At 70.3% G+C, this 22,630-nt stretch carries 22 protein-coding genes; 6 read left to right on the forward strand and 16 right to left on the reverse strand.

What is annotated here, in order from left to right; all coding sequences use genetic code 11:
- Nucleotides 1-18: 18 nt before the first annotated feature.
- From Ate02nite_RS22010 to Ate02nite_RS22020, 3 genes are all read left to right on the forward strand, one after another.
- Nucleotides 19-585 carry an alpha/beta fold hydrolase gene (locus Ate02nite_RS22010; protein WP_203808484.1) on the forward strand — a complete coding sequence of 189 codons (567 nt, stop codon included), beginning with the start codon at nt 19-21 and terminating at the stop codon, nt 583-585.
- 84 nt (nt 586-669) lie between these two features.
- Entirely contained in the window at nt 670-1,644 is a 975-nt protein-coding gene (locus tag Ate02nite_RS22015) for an ATP-binding cassette domain-containing protein (RefSeq protein WP_203808486.1), read from the forward strand.
- Nucleotides 1,641-2,471 (forward strand): ABC transporter permease, encoded by an 831-nt coding sequence (locus Ate02nite_RS22020; RefSeq protein ID WP_203808489.1) that lies wholly within the window; start codon nt 1,641-1,643, stop codon nt 2,469-2,471. Before Ate02nite_RS22015 ends, Ate02nite_RS22020 begins: the two co-directional genes overlap by 4 nt.
- Here Ate02nite_RS22020 and Ate02nite_RS22025 read toward each other — a convergent pair.
- Nucleotides 2,453-5,707, reverse strand: a complete 3,255-nt coding sequence (locus Ate02nite_RS22025; RefSeq protein WP_239147586.1) for an AfsR/SARP family transcriptional regulator — start codon at nt 5,705-5,707, stop codon at nt 2,453-2,455. The two genes, Ate02nite_RS22020 and Ate02nite_RS22025, sit on opposite strands and share 19 nt — an antisense overlap.
- A gap of 93 nt (nt 5,708-5,800) precedes the next feature.
- Between Ate02nite_RS22025 and codA the strand changes: the two genes are divergently transcribed.
- Nucleotides 5,801-7,036, forward strand: a complete 1,236-nt coding sequence (codA, locus tag Ate02nite_RS22030) for a cytosine deaminase (protein WP_203808491.1) — start codon at nt 5,801-5,803, stop codon at nt 7,034-7,036.
- Here codA and Ate02nite_RS22035 read toward each other — a convergent pair.
- The 3 genes from Ate02nite_RS22035 to Ate02nite_RS22045 form a co-directional block, all read right to left on the reverse strand.
- A complete protein-coding gene (locus Ate02nite_RS22035) occupies nt 7,011-8,423 on the reverse strand; it encodes a purine-cytosine permease family protein (RefSeq protein WP_203808493.1) in 1,413 nt (470 codons plus the stop codon). The genes codA and Ate02nite_RS22035 overlap by 26 nt on opposite strands.
- A gap of 63 nt (nt 8,424-8,486) precedes the next feature.
- The gene (locus Ate02nite_RS22040; protein ID WP_203808495.1) at nt 8,487-9,455 is read right to left on the reverse strand and encodes an LLM class flavin-dependent oxidoreductase; all 969 of its coding nucleotides are present in this window, start codon (nt 9,453-9,455) and stop codon (nt 8,487-8,489) included.
- On the reverse strand, nt 9,452-10,774 hold the full coding sequence (locus Ate02nite_RS22045) for an LLM class flavin-dependent oxidoreductase (protein ID WP_203808497.1): 1,323 nt from the start codon (nt 10,772-10,774) through the stop codon (nt 9,452-9,454). The genes Ate02nite_RS22040 and Ate02nite_RS22045 overlap by 4 nt, the downstream gene beginning before the upstream one ends.
- A 97-nt stretch (nt 10,775-10,871) precedes the next feature.
- Here Ate02nite_RS22045 and Ate02nite_RS22050 point away from each other — a divergent pair, with 97 nt between their 5' ends.
- Nucleotides 10,872-11,717 (forward strand): LysR family transcriptional regulator, encoded by an 846-nt coding sequence (locus Ate02nite_RS22050; protein ID WP_203808499.1) that lies wholly within the window; start codon nt 10,872-10,874, stop codon nt 11,715-11,717.
- A gap of 8 nt (nt 11,718-11,725) precedes the next feature.
- Here the strand turns inward: Ate02nite_RS22050 and Ate02nite_RS22055 are convergent, their stop codons facing one another.
- The 12 genes from Ate02nite_RS22055 to Ate02nite_RS22110 form a co-directional block, all read right to left on the reverse strand.
- Nucleotides 11,726-11,887, reverse strand: a complete 162-nt coding sequence (locus Ate02nite_RS22055; RefSeq protein WP_203808501.1) for a hypothetical protein — start codon at nt 11,885-11,887, stop codon at nt 11,726-11,728.
- Nucleotides 11,888-11,897: 10 nt separating this feature from the next.
- Nucleotides 11,898-13,112, reverse strand: a complete 1,215-nt coding sequence (locus Ate02nite_RS22060; protein WP_203808503.1) for an ABC transporter permease — start codon at nt 13,110-13,112, stop codon at nt 11,898-11,900.
- The gene (locus tag Ate02nite_RS22065; RefSeq protein ID WP_203808505.1) at nt 13,109-13,783 is read right to left on the reverse strand and encodes an ABC transporter ATP-binding protein; all 675 of its coding nucleotides are present in this window, start codon (nt 13,781-13,783) and stop codon (nt 13,109-13,111) included. Before Ate02nite_RS22065 ends, Ate02nite_RS22060 begins: the two co-directional genes overlap by 4 nt.
- On the reverse strand, nt 13,780-15,087 hold the full coding sequence (locus Ate02nite_RS22070; protein WP_203808507.1) for a hypothetical protein: 1,308 nt from the start codon (nt 15,085-15,087) through the stop codon (nt 13,780-13,782). The genes Ate02nite_RS22065 and Ate02nite_RS22070 overlap by 4 nt, the downstream gene beginning before the upstream one ends.
- Nucleotides 15,084-15,989 carry a hypothetical protein gene (locus tag Ate02nite_RS22075; protein ID WP_203808508.1) on the reverse strand — a complete coding sequence of 302 codons (906 nt, stop codon included), beginning with the start codon at nt 15,987-15,989 and terminating at the stop codon, nt 15,084-15,086. Before Ate02nite_RS22075 ends, Ate02nite_RS22070 begins: the two co-directional genes overlap by 4 nt.
- Before the next feature lie 76 nt (nt 15,990-16,065).
- Nucleotides 16,066-16,473 carry a hypothetical protein gene (locus Ate02nite_RS22080; RefSeq protein ID WP_203808510.1) on the reverse strand — a complete coding sequence of 136 codons (408 nt, stop codon included), beginning with the start codon at nt 16,471-16,473 and terminating at the stop codon, nt 16,066-16,068.
- A 274-nt stretch (nt 16,474-16,747) separates the two neighbouring features.
- The gene (locus Ate02nite_RS22085) at nt 16,748-17,506 is read right to left on the reverse strand and encodes a hypothetical protein (protein WP_203808512.1); all 759 of its coding nucleotides are present in this window, start codon (nt 17,504-17,506) and stop codon (nt 16,748-16,750) included.
- Between the two features lie 205 nt (nt 17,507-17,711).
- Nucleotides 17,712-18,131: a hypothetical protein gene (locus Ate02nite_RS22090; RefSeq protein ID WP_203808514.1), complete on the reverse strand. Its 420-nt coding sequence runs from the start codon at nt 18,129-18,131 to the stop codon at nt 17,712-17,714.
- 354 nt (nt 18,132-18,485) lie between these two features.
- Nucleotides 18,486-19,553, reverse strand: coding sequence for a M15 family metallopeptidase (locus Ate02nite_RS22095; RefSeq protein ID WP_239147587.1), 1,068 nt, complete (start codon nt 19,551-19,553; stop codon nt 18,486-18,488).
- A 64-nt stretch (nt 19,554-19,617) separates the two neighbouring features.
- Nucleotides 19,618-20,673, reverse strand: coding sequence for an NAD(P)-dependent alcohol dehydrogenase (locus Ate02nite_RS22100; RefSeq protein ID WP_203808516.1), 1,056 nt, complete (start codon nt 20,671-20,673; stop codon nt 19,618-19,620).
- Nucleotides 20,670-21,119 carry a DUF4334 domain-containing protein gene (locus Ate02nite_RS22105; protein WP_203808518.1) on the reverse strand — a complete coding sequence of 150 codons (450 nt, stop codon included), beginning with the start codon at nt 21,117-21,119 and terminating at the stop codon, nt 20,670-20,672. Before Ate02nite_RS22105 ends, Ate02nite_RS22100 begins: the two co-directional genes overlap by 4 nt.
- Before the next feature lie 9 nt (nt 21,120-21,128).
- Nucleotides 21,129-21,644: a TetR/AcrR family transcriptional regulator gene (locus Ate02nite_RS22110; protein ID WP_203808520.1), complete on the reverse strand. Its 516-nt coding sequence runs from the start codon at nt 21,642-21,644 to the stop codon at nt 21,129-21,131.
- A 145-nt stretch (nt 21,645-21,789) separates the two neighbouring features.
- On the opposite strand from Ate02nite_RS22110, the gene Ate02nite_RS22115 reads away from it, so the two are divergent.
- Nucleotides 21,790-22,599 carry a DUF4142 domain-containing protein gene (locus Ate02nite_RS22115; protein ID WP_239147588.1) on the forward strand — a complete coding sequence of 270 codons (810 nt, stop codon included), beginning with the start codon at nt 21,790-21,792 and terminating at the stop codon, nt 22,597-22,599.
- Nucleotides 22,600-22,630: the final 31 nt, after the last annotated feature.

Raw genomic sequence — 22,630 nt, forward strand, 5'->3', positions numbered from 1 at the left:
CCCGGAGGTTGACGCAGCATGCATCCCCAACCACCGCTCCGTAGCACACACATCGCCGGCGGACCGCGAAACGCGCTGGTCTACGACCGGTGGGGGAAATACGGCCGGCCGGTCCTGCTGCTGCACGGGCTGCTGTTCGATCGCACCATGTGGTGGCCGCTCGGGGCCGAGCTGGCCCGGGTCTGCACGGTGGTCGCGCCGGACCTGCCGGGGCACGGTGACAGTCCGGAACGGGGTGAGATCAGGCTCGCGGATCTCGCCCGGGACCTGGCCGGGCTGGTGCGCCGGCTCGACCTGCACCGGGCCCCGGTGGTCGTCGCGCACGCCGGCGCGGCCCCGCTGGCCACCGCGTTCGCCGAGACGTACGCCACACACCACGTGCAGACGATCGAGGAATCGGGCGGCGAGGTGCCCGAGCATCTCCAGTTCTACGCCGAGCCGCGGCATGGGCGGGGACTGCTCACGGCGTACGCCAATTGGCCTGTCAGCGCAGGTCATGCTGCCGGTCGCGGCACCGGGCCGGCCTTCCCGCACGTCGCGGATCCGGTCGGGTTCGCGGCCGGCCTGCGGGCCTTGCTGCCGTAGCGCTGGCACGGGGAAATCGCGCAGCCAGGCGCGTGTCAGCGGCGTGTGCGGGCCATGTCAGCGGCCCGGCGCAGTCTTCTCGGCATGACAGACCTTGTGGTGCGGGCCGAAGGGCTCCGCAAACGGTACGGAAAGACGCAAGCGCTCGACGGGGTCGACCTCGCGATGCGCCGCGGCACGGTGCTCGGCGTGCTCGGGCCCAACGGTGCCGGTAAGACCACCGCGGTACGGGTGCTCGCCACCCTGCTGCGCCCGGACGCCGGGTATGCCGAGGTGGCCGGCATCGACGTGCTCAAACACCCGCAGCGGGTGCGCCGGCGGATCGGCCTGACCGGCCAGTACGCCAGCGTCGACGAGGACCTCACCGGCACCCAGAACCTGGTGCTGATCGGCCAGCTGCTCGACCTGACCACCCGCGACGCCAAGAAGCGCGCCGCCGAGCTGCTCGAGTGGTTCGACCTGAGCGAGGCGGCCGGGCGCCCGGCCAAGACCTACTCCGGTGGCATGCGCCGCCGGCTCGACCTGGCCGCGAGCCTGGTCGGCCGGCCCGAGGTGATCTTCCTGGACGAGCCGACCACCGGCCTCGACCCGGCCAAGCGCGAGGACATGTGGGGCGTCGTGCGCAGCCAGATCACCCAGGGCTCCAGCGTGCTGCTGACCACGCAATATCTCGAGGAGGCGGATGCCCTCGCCGACGAGATCGTGGTGATCAACAAGGGCCGGGTGATCGCGCACGACACCCCGGACGGCCTCAAGCGCCGCGTCGGCGGCCTGACCCTGCGGGTGCGACCGGCCGACCCGGCCCGGGTGTCGGACGCGCTGCGGGTGCTCGACCTGGTGGCCTCGCCCGGCAACACGGCGAGCACCGACACCGCCGCCGGTGCCCGGCCGGGCGCGGTGAGCGTGCCGGTCGTCGACGACACCGCCCTCGACATCGTCGTTCCGGCGCTGCGCCAGGCCGGCATCGAGGTCAACGACCTCGGCCTGCACCTGCCCAGCCTCGACGAGGTGTTCCACGCCCTGACCGAAGACGCGCCGCTGGAGGCTGAGCTCGTATGACCACCCTGACGATCGACCCCACCACCACTTCCGACCTCGACATCGACCGGCCGCGCGGCGGCGCGTTCGCCGCGCAGGTCCGGCACAGCGTGGCACTCGCGCGGCGAAGTTTGATCAAAACGATTCGTACGCCGGAAGCCCTGATCGACGTGACCCTGCAGCCGGTGATCTTCCTGCTGCTGTTCACCTACATCTTCGGCGGCGCCCTGTCCGGCGGCGACCGGCACAGCTACCTGCAATATCTGCTGCCCGGCCTGCTGGCCCAGTCGCTCGCGATGGGTGGCATCGCGCTCGGCCAGAACCTCAACGCCGACATCGAGAAGGGCGTCTTCGACCGGTTCCGCTCGCTGCCGGTGGCCCGGTCGGCACCTCTGGTCGGTGCGGTGGCCGCGGACGTCGTCCGCTACCTGACCGTCTGCGTGGTCATGCTGGGCTTCGGCACGATCATGGGCTTCCGGGTGGAGACCGGGTTCCTCCCCGCGGTCGCGGCGGTCGCCCTGGCCATCGGGTTCGGCCTGAGCTTCTGCTGGATCTCGGTCTGGGTCGGCATGCTGGTGCGCACCTCGGGCGCCGTGCAGGGCGTGATGTTCCTGCTGATCTTCCCGCTCTCGTTCGGCAGCCCCGTGTTCGTGCAGAGCAACACGCTGCCCGGCTGGCTGCAGGCGTTCGTGCACGTCAACCCGATCACGCCGCTGGTCAACACGATCCGCGGGCTGCTCGTCGGCGGTCCGGTGGCCGGCCCGCTGTGGCAGACCCTGGCCTGGATGGCCGGCCTGCTGGTGGTCTTCGTGCCGCTGGCGCTGCGGGCTTACGCCCGCCGGGCCTGAATGGATCGGTCCTGGTCCCCGGCCGGCAGCGCCTCGCGGCGCAGCCGAGCCGGGTCGACCTGCTTGCGCGCCGTCGTTCCGTCAAGCTTCCAACCGATTTCGTACGCCTCGGCGAAGCCCTCCTCGCCCAGCGGACCGACGAGTCGCCGGCTCAGCCGCCGAGTCTCCGGATCGGTGCGGTCGTGAGTGCCGCGCAGCCGGGCCGCGGCGCCGAGGATGACGGCCGCCTCGTGGTACCGCTCGTAGAAGTAGGCCAGGGCGGCCGCGGTCACCGCGACCACCGCCAGGATCGGCATGTCCTTGGTCTCCAGCCCGGCCGCGTACGCCCGGGCCAGCGCCGCCTCGGCCGCCGGGCCGTCGCCGGTCTCGATGGCGAGGGACGCCCGCACCGCGCCGACCAGGGCGAGGCCGTGGTCGACGGCGAAGGTGAGCTCGGTGCCCATCCCCGCCTCGGCGCGCTCGACCAGTTCGCGGGCCTGATCCAGGTCGCCGAGTCGCACCCAGAGACCGGCCGCCAGGGCGTCGATCAGGATCACCAGCTCGGCCGAGCCCAGCCGCTGCACCCGCTCCCGGACGTCGTCGATCATCGCGATGGCCGCGTCGGCGTCGCCGCTGCGGGTGCTCAGATCGATCCAGCGCAGGTCGATGAAGACCTCGTCGCTGAGGCTGAGCGAACCGAACTCGCGGGCCAGCGTGCGCGCCTCGCGCAGGTCGGCCTGGGCGCCGTCGAGGTCGCCGTCGTACTGCCGCAGCAGCGCGCGCATCGGCAGCGCGGTGGCCTGACCCCAGCGGTCGCCGGCCCGCCGGAAACAGTCCAGCGCGAGCGGAATCTCGGTCCGCACGGTCTCCAGGTCGCCCGCGTTCTCGGCGAACTGGGCCTGGAACATCCGAGCCAGGCCGGCCAGCCACACGTCCGGCCCGTCGGCGAACCGCCGCATGATGGTGAGCGCCTGCTCGGTCTCCTCCACGAAGAACAGCGTCACCGCGACCAGCGCGCCGGCCAGGCCGGGCACCTCCGGGTAGGTGAGCAGCCGGTCGGCGAGCGCCCGCAGCTCGGACTTGCTGTCCCCGGCGGCCTCGGTGAGCATCGCGGACCGGTCGTTGATCTCGCTGAGCAGCAGGATCGCCTGGGCGCAGTCGCGGTCCAGGCCGGGCTCGGCCGGCACCGCCAGGGCCTCGCCGAGCCAGTAGCTCGCGTCGGCGTGCCGGCCGAGCATCTGCCAGTACCAGGACAGGTTGAGCGTGAGGGTGACCGCGCTCGCGCTGTCGCCGGAGTCGCACAGGTGGCGCAGGGCGGCGAGGATGTTGTCGTACTCGGCGTGGATGGCCCGTAGCGAGACCAGCTGCCCGGGGCCGCGCAGCTCCGGGTCGTGCCGGGCCACGACCTCGGCCAGGTAGCGGGCGGCGTGCTCGCGGGCGGGTTCCAGGGCGCTCTGTCCGGCCAGCCGCTCGATGCCGTACTCGCGGAGCGTCTCCAGCATCCGGTACCGGCCGGGCTCGGGCGCGAGTTGCAGCAGCGACTTGTCGACGAGGGCGGCCAGCAGGTCGGCGATGCCCGAGATCTCCGGGCAGACCGCGCGGGCCGAGGCCTCGGTGACGCCGCCGGGCAGCACCGCGACCCGGTCGGCCAGGGTGCGCTCGTCGTCGCCGAGCAGGTCCCAGCTCCAGGCGATGACCGCGCGCAGGGTCCGGTGCCGGGGGAGCGCGGTGCGGCTGCCGGTGGTGAGCAGCCGGAACCGGTCGGACAACCCGGCCGCCAGCTCGGCCAGCGACATCGTGCGCAGCCGGGCCGCGGCCAGCTCCAGCGCCAGGGGCATGCCGTCCAGGCCGCGGACCACCCGGACGATGTCGGCCAGGCTGGTCTCGTTCACGTCGAAGCCCGGGCGCACGGCCGCGGCCCGGTCGGTGAACAGCCGCACCGACGCCGTCCGGCGGGCGGTCACGACGTCGTCGGCCGGGTCGGGGAGGGTGAGCGGGCCGAGCGGGACCAGCGCCTCGCCGTCCACCGCGAGCGGCTCCCGGCTGGTGGCCAGCACCCGCAGGCCCGGGCAGTGCGGCAGCAGCGCCGCGATCAGCTGCGCGACCGCGTCGATCAGGTGCTCGCAGTTGTCGACCACGAGCAGGACCTCGCGGCCGCCGAGCTGTTCGGTGAGGGCCTCGAGCTCGTCGGCCGGCACCGGCCCCTTGCCCTCGAAGAAGGCGACCGCGCGTAGTCCGGTAGCGGCCAGCAACGCGGCCCCGACCTTGGCCGGCTCGGTGACCGAGGCCAGGTCGACCAGCCAGGTGCCGTCCCGGTACTCGTGCCGGTGCCGGCGGCCGGCCTCGAGCGCGATCCGGGTCTTCCCGGCCCCGCCCGGCCCGAGCACGGTGACCAGCCGCCCACCGGCGAGCAGCGTGTCGATCCGGGCCAGGTCGTCATCCCGCCCGATAAAGCTGGTCAGCGACGCGGGCAGGTTGCTCGGCGCCGGCGCCCCCAGGTCCGGTTCCGGTCCTGATCGGGACATTTCCGGAACTTCGGGTTGGTGGAGCAGCTGCTGGTGGCGTTCGCGGAGGGCCGCGCCCGGGTCGGTGCCGAGAGCGTCGGCGATCGCCTCCCGGGCCTGTTCGTAGCAGGCCAGCGCCTCGGCCTGCCGGCCCTGGGCGGTGAGCGCGTCGATCAGCAGGGCGGCCACCCGCTCGTTCAGCGGGTGCTCCGCCAGCAGCCCGGTCAGCCGGGCCTCGGCCGCGGTGGCCAGGCCCAGCGCCAGCTCGGCGGCGGCGAGGTCGGCGGTGGTCTCGGCCGCGGCACGGGTCAGCCGGACCGCGACGGCCGGCGCCACCGCGGCAACGGCGGCCGGCGAGGCCCAGAGCGCGTGGGCCTCGCCGAGCAGCTCGGCGGCGGCCCGGGGGTCGCCGGTGCGCAGGCGGTCGCGGCCGGCTGCGGCCAGCCGTTCGAAGCGCAGGGCATCGACGTCGTCGTCGGTCACGGCGAGGCGGTAGCCGCCCTCGATGTGCCCGCCCAGAATCCGGCGCAGGCGGGAGACCAGGGACTGCAGGGCGTTGGCCGGCTCGGCCGGGCGGTCCTCCGGCCACAGCGCGTCGACAAGCGTGCCCGGGTCGACCGGGCGGCCGCCGGCCAGGGCGAGGCGGGTGAGCAGGCCGCGCAGCCGGGCGCCGACCACGGGCACGACGGTCTCGCCCCGGCGCACCTCGAACGTGCCGAGCAGCGTTATCCGCAGCCCCCCGCTTTCCCCCACAGCGTCGATCCTCTCGCGTTCCGGCCGTGGACCCAAAACCACCCTCTCTCAGCATCGCCTCAGGTCGTAACGTGCGGCGCGCAGAATGAGGTCATGATCGACCTGTTGCTCACCAACACCTCCCGTGGCGACATCGGCATCTCCGGCGGTCGCATCGTGCCGGCCGGGCCGGCCGCGGAGACCCGTGATCTCGGCGGGCGGCTGGTCACGCCGCCGCTGGTCGAGCCGCACATCCACCTCGACGCGGTGCTCACCGAGGGGCAGCCGCGGCCGAACGTGTCCGGGTCGCTGTTCGAGGGGATCGCGATCTGGGCCGAGCGGGTCCAGGATCTGACCGTCGAGGACGTCAAGGAGCGGGTCCGCAAGGTGCTGCGCTGGCAGCTGGCCTGCGGGGTGCAGCACGTGCGCAGCCACGTCGACGTCTGCGACCCCTCGCTCAAGGCGTTGCGTGCGCTGGTCGAGGTGCGCGAGGAGGCCCGCGGCCTGGTCGATCTGCAGCTTGTCGCGTTCCCGCAGCAGGGGATCCTCTCCTTCGACGGCGGACGGGAGCTGATGCGCGAGGCGGTCGCGGTCGGGGCCGACGTGATCGGGGCGATCCCGCATTACGAGCTCACCCGCGAGGACGGGGTCGAGTCGGTGAAGTTCGCGATGGCCCTGGCCGAGGAGAAAGGCCTGCGGGTCGACATCCACTGCGACGAGACCGATGACGAGCACTCCCGGTTCCTCGAGACGATGGTGGCCGAGACGATCCGGCGCGGGATGAGCGGCCGGGTCACCGCCAGCCACACCACGGCGATGCACTCCTACAACGCCGCGTACGCCTACCGGCTGATCAACAACATCGCGCGGGCCGGCCTGCACATGGTGACCAACCCGCTGGACAACGCGGTGCTGCAGGGCCGGTTCGACACCGGGCCGATCCGGCGCGGCCACACCCGGGTCAAGGAGCTGCTGGCAGCCGGGGTCAACGTGGCGATCGGGCACGACTCGGTGATGGACCCGTGGTACCCGCTCGGGTTCGGCGACCCGCTGCAGGCCGCGTTCGTGCTGGCGCACCTCGGGCACATGAGCGGCGCCGACGAGCTGCGCACCCTGATCGACATGATCACGGTGGCGCCTGCGGCCGCTCTCGGCGTACATAACTATGGGTTGGACCTTGGTTCTGAAGCTGATCTTGTGGTTTTCGATGCGACGAGCGAGGCCGAGGCCCTGCGGTTGCAGCGCCCTCGGTACCTGGTGATGCGGGCCGGCCGGGTCGTCGCGGAGACCGAGCCGGCCAGCACCACCGTCACCTGGGACGGCGTCACACAGTCAATTGACTTTCGGTGACGGCCTGCTTCTGGAAGCGGAAGAAGATCGCGTAGAGAACCGCCGACACCACGAAGCCGACCTCGAAGGTGAAGTCACCGAACGACGGCCAGTGCGACGGGACCGGGCCGACGTACTCGCTCTGGTTGGAGAAGAGCCAGATCGACACGACCATGCCGATCGCCATCGCGACCGCGCCGCCCCACGGGTTGTGCGCCTTGTCGTAGAGGAAGCCGTCCACCCGCTTGCCCCGGCGCAGGAACCAGTCGGTCAGGTAGACCGCCAGCCAGGGACCGATCCAGTACGCGATGACCAGCAGGAAGTTCTCGTACTTGTGCCCGGCGTCGCTCAGGCCGGACCAGGCCAGCAGGAAGCCGGCCACCCCGAAGACGCCGGAGACGATGGCCCGGCGCAGGCCCAGCGGCACGGTGAAGCCGAGTGCCAGGAACGACATCGAGCCGGAGTAGATGTTGATGGCGTTCGCGCTGATCGCGCCGAGCGCGATGGCCAGCAGCGTCAGGTTGGCCACCACCGACGGCAGGTGGCTGGTGAACGCCTCGGTCGGGTTCTCGATGCCGGGCGCCGCGATGGTCGCCGACGCCGCGCCGACGATCTCTAGGAACGTGCAGGACACGAAGACGCCGAGGCCGGCGAAGACTCCGGTCGACACCTTGCTGGTCGACGGGGAGAGATAGCGGGTGTAGTCAGTGGCGTAAGGGTTCCAGCCCGCCGCGTACCCGAAGGAGGCGCCGACCGTGAGCAGGAAGCCGCCCAGGCCGCCGGTGCCGCCCGCGACCGCCGACGGCGAGGCCTTGCTCAGCGTGATGATCGAGGTGATCAGGAAGATCACCGCGAGGATCGGGAACGCGTAGCGCTCGAATGCCTGCACCAGGTTGTGCCCGAAGAACGCGACCGCCACCTGCAGGACCACCACGATCACCAGGCAGAGCACGTTCGGCAGGTCGGTGAGGGTGGCCAGGGCGAGGGCGCCGCTGACGCTGTTGACCGCGAACCAGCCGATGCCGGCCACGATCGCGTTGAGGCCGGCCGGCAGGATGTTGCCGCGATAGCCGAAACCAATCCGGGACAACACCATCTGCGGTACGCCCATCGACGGGCCCCGCGCCGACAGGATGCCGTGGGTGGCCGAGCCGAGGGCGGTGCCCAGCACGATCGCGGCCACCGCCTGGCCGAACGTCTGCTGGAAGTACAGCACCGAGATGACGCCCACGAAGATGGTCGCGAACTCGAGGTTCGGCGACATCCACGTCCAGAACAGATTCAGTGGCCGGCCGTGCCGTTCCTCGACCGGGATGAAGCCCGCGCCACCGGGTTCCACCGCGGTGACACGGGCTCCGTAACTGCCTTCCCGTACCTCAGCCTCTGTTGTTTCCACCGTTGCTGTCATGACTCTGCCTCCGGCCTCGATCGACCTCGATGACCTGGAGTAGACGCCTGATCTGTTTCCGGATTATTGCGCTTTCCAGCCGAGGGCCGGCGCGATCTCGGTGGCGATCAACCGGAGTGCGTTGACGGCCGCGTCGAAATCCGGAATACCCGGATTGAACTGGGTAATCAGGTCGGTGGCCACCGGCAGCACCTTCTCCTTCTGCAGCGCCTCGATGATCTCGTCGGGGTGCCCGTAGAAGGCGTGGAACCGGCGCAGGTACTCCTCGGTGCTCTGCCCGGCCGGGAAGGTTCCGCGTTGCACGAAGCCGGCCGTGGCGTTGTTCAGGCCGTCCTCGATCTGCCGGAGGGCTTCCTTACGGTCCTTCGCCGGAAAGACAAACCGGGACAAACCAATCCGGGGCGTACGTTCATGAGCCCACGTCTCCAGGAAGGCGTCCGCCCACACCCGCTGGATGACGTCGGTGTCCTCCTCGTAGCCGTAGGTGGCCCGGTTGAGGAGAAGGTTCGAGCCCTCCTGCGCGGTGTAGCGGGCGCCGGCCTCGCTGAAGATCCCCTGCCAGATGCGGTCGGTGAAATCGCTTACCGGCGGTGGCTGGATCTTGAAGCCCTGGCCTACCTCTTCGCCATTGAGGGCGGCGCGCAAGATGTGCAGACCGGACGTGGTCAGTTCCCGCTTCTGCTCGAAGTCCTTGCCGAACACCTTGTACTCGGCCGGGCCGGAGCCGCTGCCGACGCCGATCTCGACCCGGCCGCCGCTCAGCGTGTCGACGACGGACACATCCTCGGCCAGTCGGATCGGGTGTTCCAGCGGCACGATGGTGATGGCCGTGGACAGCCGGATTCTTCGTGTTCTGGCGGCCGCGTAGGCCAGGAACGTCCAGGGTGACGACAGGCCGCCGCCCTGCAGCGGTTCGTGGTGCTGGGCCACCCAGCCGACGTCGAAGCCGAGCTCGTCGGCCGTCACGAACAGCTCCTGGGCATTGCGGTACGCGTTCTCGCCCTGCACGTGGGTCAGGAAGCCGAGTCTCATCGCGCGTTCACATTCGCCGGGACCGGCAGGCCGTAGTTGCCGCGCAGCGTGGTCGAGGCGTACTCGGTGCGGGCGATGCCCCGCTCGCGCAGGATCGGCAGCACCTGGTCGGTGAACCGGGCGAATTCGCTCGGCACCGCCACCCCGATGTTGAGCCCGTCGAACGCGCCCGCCTCGAACCACCGCTGGATCTCGTTGGCCACGGTCAGCGGCGACCCGACGAACGGCGAGCGCTGCGAATCGATGCTGCGCTGCACGACCTGGCGCAGCGTGAGGTTGTGCTCCCGGGCCAGCTTCTTGATCCCCTCGGCCTGGGTCTTGAAGCTGCGGGCACCGGCGTCACCCAACTCGGGGAAGGGCGCGTCCAGGTCGTACTGGGTGAAGTCGTGCCAGCCGAACGGGCGGCCCAGCTCCTTCAGCGCCCGGTCGAAGTCCTTGCCGCCGACCCGCTCGGCCTCGATCGCGCGGGCCTCCTCGTCGGTGTCCGCGATGATCGGGTTGAAGCCCGGCACGATCAGCACGTGGTCGGGGTCGCGGCCCTTGGCGGCGGCCCGCGCGCGCAGGTCGGTGCGGAACGCGACCGCTTGCTCGACCGTCGCGGCGTGCGTGAAGATCGCCTCCGCGATCGAGGCGCCCAGGTCGCGGCCCTCGTCCGAGTCGCCGGCCTGGAAGATGACCGGCTGGCCCTGCGGCGAGCGCTCGATGTTCAGCGGCCCCACCACCTGGAAGTGCTCGCCGACGTGGTGGAGCGGGTGCTGCTTGCTCTTGTCGAAGAAGACGCCCCGCTCCTTGTCCCGGGGGAAGGCGTCGTCCTCGTACGAGTCCCAGAGGCCCTGCACCACCTTGACCGACTCGAGGGCACGGCCGTACCGGGCGGCGTAGTCGTAGTGCTCCTTGCGGCCGTAGTTGCCGGCCGTGCCGCCGTCGCCGGTCGCCACCACGTTCCAGCCGGCCCGGCCGCCGCTGATCAGGTCGAGCGAGGCGAGCCGCCGGGCCAGGTTGAACGGGTCGTTGTACGACGTCGTCAGCGTGCCGACCAGCCCGATGTTCGTGGTGTGCACGGCGACCGCCGACAGCAGGGTGAGCGGCTCGAGTCGGTTCAGGTAGTGGTTCGGCGAGTCCGGGGTGATGAACTGGCTGTCGACGATGAAGATGTGGTCGAACTTCGCCGCCTCGGCCTGCTGGGCCCGCGCGATGTACCAGCGGATGTCGACGCTCGCGTCACCGGGGATCTCCGGGCTGAGCCACGTGTGGTGCTGTCCGGGTCCGCCCACGCCGTAGAACACGGCGCCGAGCACGAGTTGTTTGCGAGCTGCCATGTTCCTGAGTCTCGGCGTCGCGCGGGCATCGTGTCCAAGGAGAGAACGTGATACCAGCCATTACGCTGCCTCATCAATTCCTAGTAGTCTGATAGGCATGAGTCGGTTTCTGGACATCGGGCCGCTGCGCAGCTTCGTCGCGGTGGCGGACTGCGGCGGCTTCCAGCGTGCGGCTACGTCTCTGCACCTCACCCAGGGGGCGGTGAGCCAGCATGTCCGCCGCCTGGAGTCCACCCTCGGCCGCGCCCTGGTCGAGCGGGACGGGCGCGGGTCGCGCTTCACCGCGGCCGGGGAGACGCTACTCGGCCAGGCCCGGCGCATCCTGGCCGCGCACGACGAGACCCTGCGGGTGTTCGACGTCTCGGAGGAGCCGGCTCTCACCATCGGCGCCACCGAGCACGCGGCCGCGCTGCTGCTGCCGGCCCTGGCCGGGGCGTTTCCGGGCCGCCGGGTCCGGTTCCGGATCGACCGGGGCGCTCAGCTGCGGGCCGCGCTCGCCGAGGGCCGGATCGATCTGGCGCTGCTGATCGGCACCGACTCGGGCGGCAACGCGGTGGGTTCGCTGCCGCTGACCTGGTATTCCGCGCCGCAGTGGCGGCCGCCGGCCGGGCCGGTGCCGCTTGTCGCCTTCGACGCGCCGTGTGCGCTGCGCAGCCGCGCCCTGGAGACGCTGGCCGAGCACGGACTGCCGGCCGAGGTCGGCTGCGAGGCCGCCCACCTGGCCGGGGTGCAGGCGGCCGTGCGGGCCGGGCTGGGCGTGGCCCTGATGGCCGGGCTCGAGCAGGAGTTCGACGGGCTTGTCGCGCGGGACGACCTGCCGGCCGCCCGGCCGCTCGTGCTGTCGGTGCAGCCGCGGGGCGGGCTGCCGGCCGAGTCGGCCGGGAACGCGGTGCGGGCACTCCGGGAACTGTTGGCCAGGGTGCCGGGCCGTGTCCCGGCCTAGGGCCTGTCCTAGCTGCTGCCCAGGGGCGGGGGCTGGTGGGAGTCGTCGGCGGGGACCGGCTTCACCGTCGGGGTGGGGGTCACCTTGTCGTCGCTGCCGGCCGGACAGCCGGCCAGCGTGGCGGCTACGGCGATCATGGTCAGGGCGACGGCGATGCGCTTTGCGGTCAACGAAGCTCTCCTAGCGTTGTAGTGCCTGGACTGGCTGGATTCGGGCCGCGCGCATCGCGGGGTACAGGCCGGCGAGGATGCCGGTGACGGTGCCCAGCAGCGGAGCGGGCAGCACCGTCCACGGCTCTACGACGGCCGTCCAGTGCCTGGTCGCGGCTATCGCTACCACCGACAGGGTGCCGACGCAGGTGCCGATCAGGCCGCCCATCGTGCCCAGGATGGCGCTCTCCAGCAGGAACTGGGCGGCTATGTGGCTGCCCCGCGCGCCGAACGAGCGGCGCAGGCCGATCTCGCCGGTGCGCTCCAGGACCGCCACGAACGTGGTGTTGGCGATGCCCACCATGCCGACCCCCAGGCAGGTCAGGGCCAGCGCCAGGAACAGCGAGTTCAGGTCGGTGGCCACGCTGTCGCGCAGCGACCTGGGGTCGGGCGGGGCGGTCACCTTGAGACGGTCGGGGGCGTCCGGGCGCAGCGCCACCGCTACCTGCGACGCCACCACCTGGGCGGCGCCGATCTGGGTCTCCACGATCATTTTGCTGGGCTCGCCCTGGGCGGGCGGGCCCCACAGGCGTTCCACCGTGCGCTCCGGGACCACCACCGACAGCAGCAGGTCGCCGTGCCGTTGCGCGTCGCCCAGGATGCCGATCACGGTCAGCGGAACGCCGGCCACGAAGACCGCGGGATGGCTGTCCAGGCGGGTGATGCCCAGACGTTTCGCCATCGCCTCGCCCAGCAGTGCGACCGGCTCGGCCGAGCGGTTGTGGAAGTCGTCGAAGAGTCGGCCGGTGGCCACCGCGGGGTGCATGGCGGTCACCGCGCCGGGGCTGGCCGCCACCACCGGGTACGCGTCGGTGCCGGCGGTGTCGGCCAGCGGGCGGCTGTTGACCGTGCGTTCGCCGGCCGACCAGTAGACGCCGGCCTGCACCACTCCGTGGATCGCGCGGACCCGGCCGGCGGCGTCCTCGGGGAAGGCCGGGCCGTCCAGGCCGGGGTCCGCCGAGGTGTCCTCGACCTGCACCTCGGTCGCGCCCAGCACGGTGAAACGGCTGCTGATCTGGCCGCCCACCGTGGCGGTCAGGCCCAGCACGATCACGAAGGTGGCCACCCCGACCACCGTGCCCAGCGCCGTCAGCGCGGCCCGCCCGGGGCGCTGCAGCACGCCGGCCAGGGCCTCCGACGCGAGGTCGCGCAGGGTCAGCTTGGACGGGGCCACCGGGGACTTCATCGCTGTTCCTCGAGGAGGCCGTCGCGGATGGTCACCACGCGGTCGGCCCGGCCGGCCACGTCGTCGTTGTGGGTCACCATCAGCAGCGTCATGCCCCGGGCGTGCAGGCCGTGGAACAGCTCCAGCACCGTCTCGGCGGTGGCCGTGTCCAGGTTGCCGGTCGGCTCGTCGCACAGCAGCAGGCTCGGCTCGTTCACCAGCGCTCGGGCGATCGCCACCCGCTGGCGCTCGCCGCCGGACATCTGCGACGGGAGCGCCTGCAGGCGGTGATCCAGGCGCACCTCGGTCAGCGCGTTCAGCGCCCGCTGCTGCCGTTCCGGCCGGGGTACGCCCTGGTAGAGCATGCCCAGCATGACGTTCTCCAGCGCGGTGCGGTGCGGCAGCAGGTGGAACGCCTGGAAGACGAAGCCGATCCGGCGGCCGCGCAGCGCGGCGCGGTGGTTCTCGGTCAGGTCGCCCACGTCGATGCCGTCCAGGCGGTAGTGGCCGGTGCTGGGGACGTCGAGCAGGCCGATCAGGTTGAGGAACGTGCTCTTGCCGGAACCGGACGGGCCGACCACCGCCACGTACTGCCCGGGCTCGACGGTCAGGTCGGCCGGGTGCAGTGCGGCGACCGGCGGAGGACCGGGGTAGACGCGGCTCACCGCGTCCAGTTCGATCACCGCGGTCATGGGACGCCGACCAGGACGGCGTCGCCGGCGTGGAGCTCGTCGGAGCTGACCGCGACGTACCCGTCGCCGGAATCGTCGACCGTGACCGCGACGATGCGCTGTTGTCCATCGGCGCCGACGACGGTGACGTGGGTCGCCGAGTCGGCGCCGGCCGAGACCGCCGCCACCGGCACCACAAGCACCGGGTCCTGGGAGTTCCGGACCACCACCGTCATCCGGGCGTCCTCGCCGATCAGCTCGGTCTGCAGGGCCTTGTCGGGGGTGACCGTGACGGTGAAACCGGGGGTGCCCAGGTCGCCGGACGTGCCCTCCTCGGTGGCCTGGGCGGGGGCCTTCTCGGCGACCGCGGTGACCTTGCTGGGGAAGCTCTCGGTGCCGATCGTCAGCTCGGCCGGCTGGCCGGCCTCGATGCCGCGCGGGTCGGCGCCGGTCACCTCGCCGGAGACGATGACCTTGCCGACGGCCAGCCGGAGGTAGGGGGCCTGCACCTCGCGGCCGACGGTCCGGTTGATCTGGGACACCCGCGCCGGGAAGCTCGCTACGAAGATCACCTCGCCGAGCGGCAGCATCGTGCCGGTCTTGGCGACCAGTTCCTCGAGGGCGTCCTCGGCCTGGTCGACGCCCTCGGCGGCGGCCGTGATCGCGGCCGGCGCGGGCGGGGTGGCCCCCCGGGCCTGGGCCAGGATCCGCTTGGCGTCCTTGACCCGGGCCCGCGCCTGGGCGACCGCCTCGTTGTCGGCCGCGCCGGTGTCCGGCACCGGGTAACCCAGCGAGTTGTAGAGCTTGCGCAGCGCCGCCTTGGTGGACCCGCCCATCGTGGACTCGTCGTCGACGGTGTAGCCCAGGCTGCGCAGTGCCTTCTGCAGTTGGGTGACGTCCTTGCCGGTGGAGCCGGGGCGGATGTCGCGGTAGGCCGGGAAGGCGCCGCGCAGCAGGATCACCGGCCGGCCGGACACCTCGCCCACCACCTGGCCCTCCTTGACCCAGTCGCCGGGTTTCGCCCGCGCGCCGGTGACCACCAGCTTGTCCGCCTCGAAGACCGACGTCGGGGTGGACTCCAGGGCCTGCGCCTGCACGACCGTGCCGCGCAGCACCACCGTCTCGCGCAGCACCCGCTCCTCGACGGTGGCGGTGAGGTCGGTGCGTTCGGGTGCGCTGGTCTCGGCGGCCAGCTGGGCCGGTGACTTGATCATGGTGGACAGCACCAGGCCGGCCAGCGAGAGCACGGCCGTGCCGCAGGCGATCCACAGCAGGGCGGTTCGCCGCCGGGACAGCGGCGACTCGCCCCCTGACGGATCGTTCATCGGCCACTCCCGGCGGCCACCTGGCCGGCGTTGACGATCTCCGCCTCCAGCAGGGACTTGATCGCGGCCAGCTCGGTGGCGTGCTCCTCGAGCGCCCGTTGCTGGTACGCCGTCTCGACGGCCAGCATGGTGCCGGCCAGCTTGGTCTCGGTCTTGCAGGTGACGTCGGCGGTCGCCACCGTGATCTCGCGCTTGCTGATCGTGCCGGTCTGCCAGCGCTGATCGTTGATCGCGACCGAGGGATCGGGGTAATCGATCCCCTGCGCCTTCATGCAGGTGCTCCACTCGCCGAAGACACGCACCACCCGGCTGTCCGCCTTGGTGCGGGCGAACGTGTCGAGTTGCAGTTGCTGGGCGATGTCGGGGTCGGCCTTGGGCGCGCCTTTGGTGAGCTGCCGGATGGCCTCCCCGGCGCAGCCACCGGCCGGAACGGTCTGACCGTTGAACGTCTGTTCACCTCGGCCGGCCCAGACGTTCATCGCGTCGTCGGTCGGTTTCTCGGCATCGGCCTGCCGGGCCTTGAGGTCTTTGTTCTGCTTTTCGATGTCGAGCGCGTGATAGCCCTCGGCCTTCGCCTTTTCCAGATCGATGACCCAATAGCGGCGGGCGTTGGGATCCTGGTCGGCGGCGGAGCCCGGCCGGCTGGCCGGCCAGGTCAGTCCGAACTTCTTCATGCAGTCCCGGCCGATGATGTTCACCGCCGCCGTGATGGTGCGTTGTTGTTCCGCGGTTTGTAGATAAGCGTCGAGCGGAAGAACTATGTCGGCACCCGAATCGACCGTCGGAACAGCGCCGATTGCCGGTTCGGATGATTGCGCCGCGGCCTCGCCGGAGGTGCACGCGGCAGCCAGCGAAATGGTCAGCGCGGCACCGCCGTACGCGAGTAATTTTCTGATCGTCACTACGACTCCCTGCCCCGGAGCAGCCCGCCCGGCTCGCGATGCCGGACGGGCTGCTGTTGTCACATCAGCGGCCGGATCACACGAACTTGTGCGAGCTCAACTCGTCGTTGAAGCCGCCCAGGCTGGAGTAGGCCCAGCTGATGCTGCCGGAGGCTTGGCCGTAGGCCAGGACCGAGATGTACGACCCGGAGTAGCCCGAGTCGGTGTAGGTCCGCACCCCGAGGCTGTTGTCGTAGTTGGCGATACTGCTGGCGTTGTCGTTGAGCTTCGTCGTCGAGTTGACGAAGTAGCGACCGTCGTTGTAATTGCTGACGGCGCTGTACTCGTCCCGAAGCTGGGCACCGTAGCTGGAGTTCTTCCAGAGAACGAATTCGCCCGTCTCGATGACACCGTTGCCCGAGGCCGCGAAGGCCGGGGCGGAGATGGCGGCGACGCCGAGAACGCCTGCCGTAATGGCCAGCGCGACGCCTGTCTTTCGGATCATTCTTCTTGCTCCCCGTTTTCTGTGGTGCTCGGTTTCGAATTGCCGAACCGTGCAGAGGCACCTCAGTTGCCGATGATCATTGGTGCTGCGTTGCCTACTTCCCCGTACGCTGGGTTCGGCGCGGCGCCACCATGGATCATCAGCCAAATCGCAGCTGCGGGAGCCAGTCTACATAGGAATCAGTGCCGGTCAATGACAATGTCGGCCGGGCGACTGCGGGGAGATCAACAGGAAATGATCGGCTTTAAAGATTTGGCAAGACGCTCAACAATTGTCAACGAGCGGCGAGGATCTGTGCCCCGTTCGCGGTCTGAATGTCCAGGTAGGACTTGATTGACGCCATCTCGGGGGAGCGCGCCTCGATGTCCCTTTTCTGGTAGGCGGTCTCCACCGCCAGCATCACTCCGGCCGTATTGGTCTGAGTTTTGCAGGCCACGTCCGCGCCGGCCGTGTCGATCTCGGTCGGGGTGGGCTTCGCGGTCGCCCAGCGCCGGTCGTTCACGGCGGTGTACGGGTCGGGATAATCGAATCCCTTGGTCCGCATGCAGCTGCTCCACTCGGCGTATGCCCGCTTCACCCGGCTGTCGGTCTTGAGCCGGTTGAACGATGCGAACTGAAGTTTCGGTCCGATGCCGGGGTCGACGTCGGGCACGCCTTTGTTGAGCTGCCGGGCCGCTTCCCCGGAGCACCCGCCGGGCGGAACAGGTTTCCCGTCGAATGTCTGCTCGCCGCCACCGGACCATACGTTCATTGCTTCCGCGGTGACCTTTTCCGTCGATTCGGCCGCACCGCTCAGCGCGGCGGGGTTGTGGTATCCGAAAGTCTTTGCTTCCACCGGATCGATGACCGAGTATCGGCGCGCGTTCGGTGAAATTTCGGTGCTCGGGGCGGGCGCACTCGCGGGCCAGGTGAGACCGAACTGCTTCATGCAGTCGCGGCCGAGGATGTTCACCGCCGCGGTGTACGTGCGGGCCTGTTTCATGGTCAGCACATAGGCGTCGAGCGGCAGCCGGATATCGGCGCCGGAGCGCACGACCGGAATGGGGCCGAGCTCCGGTTCCGCCGGTGGCGCCGCGGCTCGGCCGGCGGTGCAGGCGCCGGTGCCGGCGATGACCAGGGCGAGACCGAAGCCGGCGAGAACACGTTTCGCATTGATCATTGAGGTGACTCCTTGGCCGGTGCAGCCCGGCCCCGCGATGCCGGGCCGGGCTGCGCTTACTGGGTCACGTTCGCGGTGATCAGACGATGTAGTGCGAGCTGAAGTCGTCGTTGTAGGTGCCCAGGGACGAGTAGGCCCAGGAGGTCCCGCCGGGCGCCGTGTTGTAGGGCGCGAGGATCAGCGACGCACCGGTGGCGCCGGCGCCGGTCCACGCCACGCCGTAGTGGCTGGTGTAGTTCGCGATGCTGCTGACGTTGTTGTTGATCGGCGTGCTGGCGTCGTTGCGGAACGTTCCGGTGTAGTTCCACGGGGTGGTCTGGCTGCCGGCCGGGGCGTCGTAGAGGACGTTGCCGACGAAGCCCGAGTCACGCCACAGGCCGATCTCGTCGTTGTCCAGGGTGCCGTTGCCGGGGGTACCGGCGAAGGCCGGGCCGGCGATACCGATGACAGCGGCGAAACCGGCGGCGACAGCCAGCGCGGCAGCAGTTTTACGGATCATTGGATTCACTCCCGGTTTTGGGTGGAGCTCGGAGGAGGGCGAAACAACGACGATCAATTCGGACGCCGATATCATGTCCCGCGCGCTGGGCCACTAATCAGTGTCATCAGCCGTCGGCAATACAGCTGTAATGACGCAAGTCTTGCCGAGCGCTCGTTAAGCGTCAACGGGAGTCTCGTGAATGAATGAGGAGATGAATGGCCGTTTTCGGTGTCCAAGATCTTGCAATTGATGTTTCATGGTCAATTACGAAAAAGATCGCCGGGCGCGTCCATCGAGGTGGCGCGCCCGGCGATAATGATCCTTGACCTTCAGCAAGTATGAACGTCGGGTGTGGATGCCCGACTATTTATGTCACCCGCCGGTGATCGACCAATGCCACGCCTCGGCAGGCAGGTTCACGAATCCGTACTGGGCGGCGTGTACCTTCAGCCAGGCGAAGGCCGTACTTTTGGGGGTCAGGGTCTTGCCGTCGGACGTGATGTCGATGGCCATGCCGATCTCGTGCAGTGACCGGCCCGGAATGGCGGTCGGCACCCGGCACGAGGAAGCCGGCGCGGTCCACACGTCGGGGCAGCCGTTGATCGTGCGCAGCTCGATCTGCCGCTGCTTGGTGCGGAAACCGCCGCCGGAGATGGCGATCCCGTCCGCCTTCGCGTCGTCGACCATCCGCTTGAACGCGTACGCGACGCTCTTGTGCACCGTCACCCCGTACACCTGGGCGGTGTCGGCCGTGGTGAACGCGGGCCGGACCTGGTTGACGACGTCCTTGCTGAGCTTGGCGGCCTGTCCGGCCAGGTCGGCGGCCGCCGGGACGGCGGTGATTCGCTGCTGGGTCACCGTGATCGCGCCGGACACCGTCTTCCAGGCGGCCAGTGCCGCGTTCAACGCGGTGGTCGCGCTCTGCGCGCCGGTCCGGGCCTGCTTGAGTACGCCGGAAGCCCGCTCGACCGCCGCCTTGCGCAGGTTCACGGTCTTGACCGCGGCGGTGACCGCACCGGTCGCCGAGGTGACGGCGGCGGCGTTGCGGGGCTTGGCCTTGCTGGCCTTGGCCAGGTTCTGCTTCGCCGCGGTCGCCGCCGCCACGGCCGTGGTGAGCTGGGCGGTGGCGGTCGTCTCGGCGCTGGTCGCGGCGGCCAGCCGGGCCTGCGCGGCACCGTTGGCGATCTTGGCCTCGGTCACCTCGCCGACCCGGGTGTTGAAGGTGGTCTGCTGGGCGGCGAGGGTCGTGCGCAGCTGCGCGATCTGCGCGTCCACGGTGAGACTGCGGTACATCAGCGTCGACCAGGAGTTGGCGGCGACCGGTACGGCCGCGTCGGCCGGGCCGGCGAACGGCAGGGTCAGGCCGGCGGTCGCGAGGATCGCAGCGGCGGTGAGACGTCGGGCTCGGGCTCGGAACGGATGCTCGGGTCGCGTAGTCACCCCGGAGAGCCTGGTTTCCGCCGGGTGCGGACCGGGCCCGGCGGGGGAGCAGCCCGGTTGCCGGTCAGTCGAAGGTCAGAACCGGCTTGATGGCGGTGCCGGCCCGCATGCCGGCCACCGCGCCGGCGATGTCCGCGAAGGCGAACGTGCTGATCAGCCGGTCGATCGGCAGGACGCCGCGCTGGTGGAGGTCGATCAGCTGCGGGATGAAGGTGTGCGGGTCGGAGTCACCCTCGAGGACGCCGTGGATGCGGGCGCCGGAGTTCATCACCTTCATGATGTCGAACGTGACCTCGTGGCCGATGCCGACGATGGCCAGGTTGCCCAGCGGGCGCAGCGCGGCGAGGGCCCGGGTCAGCATCTCGGGCCGGCTGGTGGTGTCGACGATATGGTGGAACCGGCCGGTCAGCTCGGTGGCCTTCGCGCCCAGCTCCAGGGCGAGGGCGGTCCGGGCGGCGATCGGGTCGACCGCGGTGACCTCGCAGCCGGCCGCGACGCCGGCCAGCACGGCGCTGAGGCCGACCCCGCCGCAGCCGATGACCAGTAGTGACTCGCCCGGCTCGGGGCCTAGCCGGTTGAGGACCGTGCCGGCGCCGGTCTGCACGCTGCAGCCGAGCGGGGCGGCGACGGTGGCCGGCAGGTCGGCCGGCACCCTGATCGTGTTGCGCTGGTGGGCGAGCGCGTAGGTGGCGAAGCTGGACTGGCCGAAGAAACCGCCGTGCACCGGCGAGCCGTTCCGGGACAGCGGGGTGCTGCCGTCGGCGCGGCCGCCGGACGTGTTGAGGGCCCGCGCGGACCGGCAGTAGGCGGGGCGGCCGGTCGTGCACTGTTCGCAGGTGCCGCAGCTGTGGAAGGTCAGGCAGACGTGGTCGCCGGGGGACAGGCCGGTCACCTCGGCGCCGACCGCCTCGATGACGCCGGCGCCCTCGTGGCCGAAGACCATCGGGGTGCGCGGCCAGACCGCCTGCATGGTGAGGTCGGTGTGGCAGAGGCCGGCCGCGGTGATCTTCACCAGGACCTCGTGCGGCCGCGGGGCTTCGAGGTCGAGGTCCTGGACGACGAACGGGCCGCCGGTGGTCTCGGTGACCGCGGCGCGGATCCGCTTCACCGCTCGAGTCACCGTTCGAGGATGAAGTAGTAGAACTGGCCGGCGTTCCGCTTGACGTTCATGATGCCCATCAGGGTGTCGTCGTCGACCCGCTTGAAGTGGTCGAACACCGGCTGGCCGTCGTAGACCATGGTCGCGGTGACCTCGCCGCGGAACTCGACGTTCCAGAGGCTGGCCTCGCCCTTGCCGAGCTCGGTGTTGGAGTACAGCTCGCCGTCCGGGCCGCGGCAGATCAGCGGTTTCGCGTCGGACACGCTCAGGAACGTCTTGCCGTGCCAGCCGGCCTTCTCCAGCTGGCCGTTGAGCGGGTGGCCGGTGTCGAACTCGCTGCCGCGCCACTCGCCGAGGATGTCCTCGGCGCGGACCGGCTCGAGCGCGGCCCAGATCTCGTCGAGGTCGCCGGTGGGGATCCGGCCGTCCTGCTTACGCAACTCCGCGAACCGGGCTCGGGCATCCATCCTGACAACTTAAGTGGAAAGTGTCAGGTTGGCGAGATGGCGCAGGTGGGCCCGGCGCTCTTCCAGCCCGTACGGTGCGAGGCTTATGCCTTTTGCTCCGTAAAACAGGACAATGGCGGTTTTCTCGTCGTGCCCGGTGGCGGCCTGGATCGCGTCCAGGAAGCGCTTCTCGTGCTGGGCCCACAGGTCGCCGGCGCGCTGCTGGACCTCGTCGATCAGCTCGAAGAAGTGCTCGGCGCCGTGCGGGCCGGGGGTGTGCAGGGCCAGGACCGCGTCGAGCAGGGCGTCGATCGGCCGGGCGGCTTCGGTGGCGGCGGTCTCGGCCGCCGCCACGTTGCGATCCAGCAGCCACCGGGTCATCTCCCGGAAGATCGCTTCCTTGTTGGCGAAGTACTGGTACAGCGCGGGCCGGGACATCTCGGCGGCCCGGGCGATCGAATCCATCGAGGTGCGCCGATAGCCGAGCCGGGCGAAGGTGGCCGCGGCCGCCTTCATGATTCGGGTGTGCCGGTCCGGTGAGGTCACGCCGACATTTTTACCCCGCGCCGGCCTGCATCTGGCCTGCGCCTGCCCTTCTCCTGGATGGAACGGGACTTTAGACCTCTTGCTTTTTTCACGATTGCTGTGATCCATCTGTGCGCCGGGTGCGTACTGACTCCCAACAGCGCGTATGTCGATCGCCGAGGAGGCACTGATGTTCGGGTGGCGTCGTGTGTGGGGTCCGGCGATCGCGGCATTGGCGCTGGTGCTGATCGACTCGGGACATGCCATGGCGGCCGAGCCGGGCGTTCCGGTGCCCCCGGGTGAGCTGCTGCAGGACACCAACGAGGGCGACGTCTCCGACGCCGACATCGACTTCGTGATCAAGGTGCGGCTGGCCGGCCTGTGGGAGATCCCGGCCGGTGAGATGGCCCAGAAGCAGTCCAACAACGCGCAGATCAAGAACATCGGCAAGACCATCGCCGGTCAGCACGTCGTGCTGGACAAGCTCGACCGGGCGGCGGCGGCCAAGCTGAAGATCAAGATCCCCAGCCAGCCGAACAAGGACCAGCAGGGCTGGCTCGCCGAGATGCGCGACGCGCAGGGCGAGGAGTTCGACCAGATCTACATCGACCGGCTCCGCGCGGCGCACGGCAAGATCTTCCCGGCGATCGCCACAATCCGGACTTCAACCCGCAATGACACCGTACGCAAGCTTGCCCAGCAGGCCAACCAGTTCGTCATGACGCACCTGACGCTGCTGGAGAGCAGTGGCATCGTCGATTACCAGGCGTTGCCGACCGCTCCGGCCCCGGCCGCCGCGACAAGTGCCCCGGCCACGTCCGCCGCGCTCAACTCGGTCGCCGAAACCTCGCCGCTGGGCGGCAACCGAAACGTGATCTTGGCCGTGCTGGCCGCCGTGGTGGCCGCCGGCGGGTTCCTGACCTGGCGGATGATCGGTGGCCGGCGCCGCCCGGCCCGGCGTCGCTACCGCTACTGACCACTGGTTTTCCGGGCCCGACTAGGTCAGA

Origin of the sequence: Paractinoplanes tereljensis (assembly GCF_016862435.1) — a bacterium.
GTDB lineage: Bacteria > Actinomycetota > Actinomycetes > Mycobacteriales > Micromonosporaceae > Actinoplanes > Actinoplanes tereljensis.

Bases quoted from the DNA above. Each gene is read 5' to 3' on its own strand.
- Ate02nite_RS22115 (WP_239147588.1), top strand. From the start codon at position 21,790: ATGTCGATCGCCGAGGAGGCACTGATGTTCGGGTGGCGTCGTGTGTGG.
- Ate02nite_RS22080 (WP_203808510.1), bottom strand. From the start codon at position 16,473: ATGATCCGAAAGACAGGCGTCGCGCTGGCCATTACGGCAGGCGTTCTC.
- Ate02nite_RS22035 (WP_203808493.1), bottom strand. From the start codon at position 8,423: ATGACAGCAACGGTGGAAACAACAGAGGCTGAGGTACGGGAAGGCAGT.
- Ate02nite_RS22010 (WP_203808484.1), top strand. From the start codon at position 19: ATGCATCCCCAACCACCGCTCCGTAGCACACACATCGCCGGCGGACCG.
- Ate02nite_RS22020 (WP_203808489.1), top strand. From the start codon at position 1,641: ATGACCACCCTGACGATCGACCCCACCACCACTTCCGACCTCGACATC.
- Ate02nite_RS22060 (WP_203808503.1), bottom strand. From the start codon at position 13,112: ATGAAGTCCCCGGTGGCCCCGTCCAAGCTGACCCTGCGCGACCTCGCG.
- Ate02nite_RS22065 (WP_203808505.1), bottom strand. From the start codon at position 13,783: ATGACCGCGGTGATCGAACTGGACGCGGTGAGCCGCGTCTACCCCGGT.
- codA (WP_203808491.1), top strand. From the start codon at position 5,801: ATGATCGACCTGTTGCTCACCAACACCTCCCGTGGCGACATCGGCATC.
- Ate02nite_RS22050 (WP_203808499.1), top strand. From the start codon at position 10,872: ATGAGTCGGTTTCTGGACATCGGGCCGCTGCGCAGCTTCGTCGCGGTG.
- Ate02nite_RS22015 (WP_203808486.1), top strand. From the start codon at position 670: ATGACAGACCTTGTGGTGCGGGCCGAAGGGCTCCGCAAACGGTACGGA.
- Ate02nite_RS22040 (WP_203808495.1), bottom strand. From the start codon at position 9,455: ATGAGACTCGGCTTCCTGACCCACGTGCAGGGCGAGAACGCGTACCGC.
- Ate02nite_RS22070 (WP_203808507.1), bottom strand. From the start codon at position 15,087: ATGAACGATCCGTCAGGGGGCGAGTCGCCGCTGTCCCGGCGGCGAACC.
- Ate02nite_RS22090 (WP_203808514.1), bottom strand. From the start codon at position 18,131: ATGATCCGTAAAACTGCTGCCGCGCTGGCTGTCGCCGCCGGTTTCGCC.
- Ate02nite_RS22045 (WP_203808497.1), bottom strand. From the start codon at position 10,774: ATGGCAGCTCGCAAACAACTCGTGCTCGGCGCCGTGTTCTACGGCGTG.
- Ate02nite_RS22105 (WP_203808518.1), bottom strand. From the start codon at position 21,119: ATGGATGCCCGAGCCCGGTTCGCGGAGTTGCGTAAGCAGGACGGCCGG.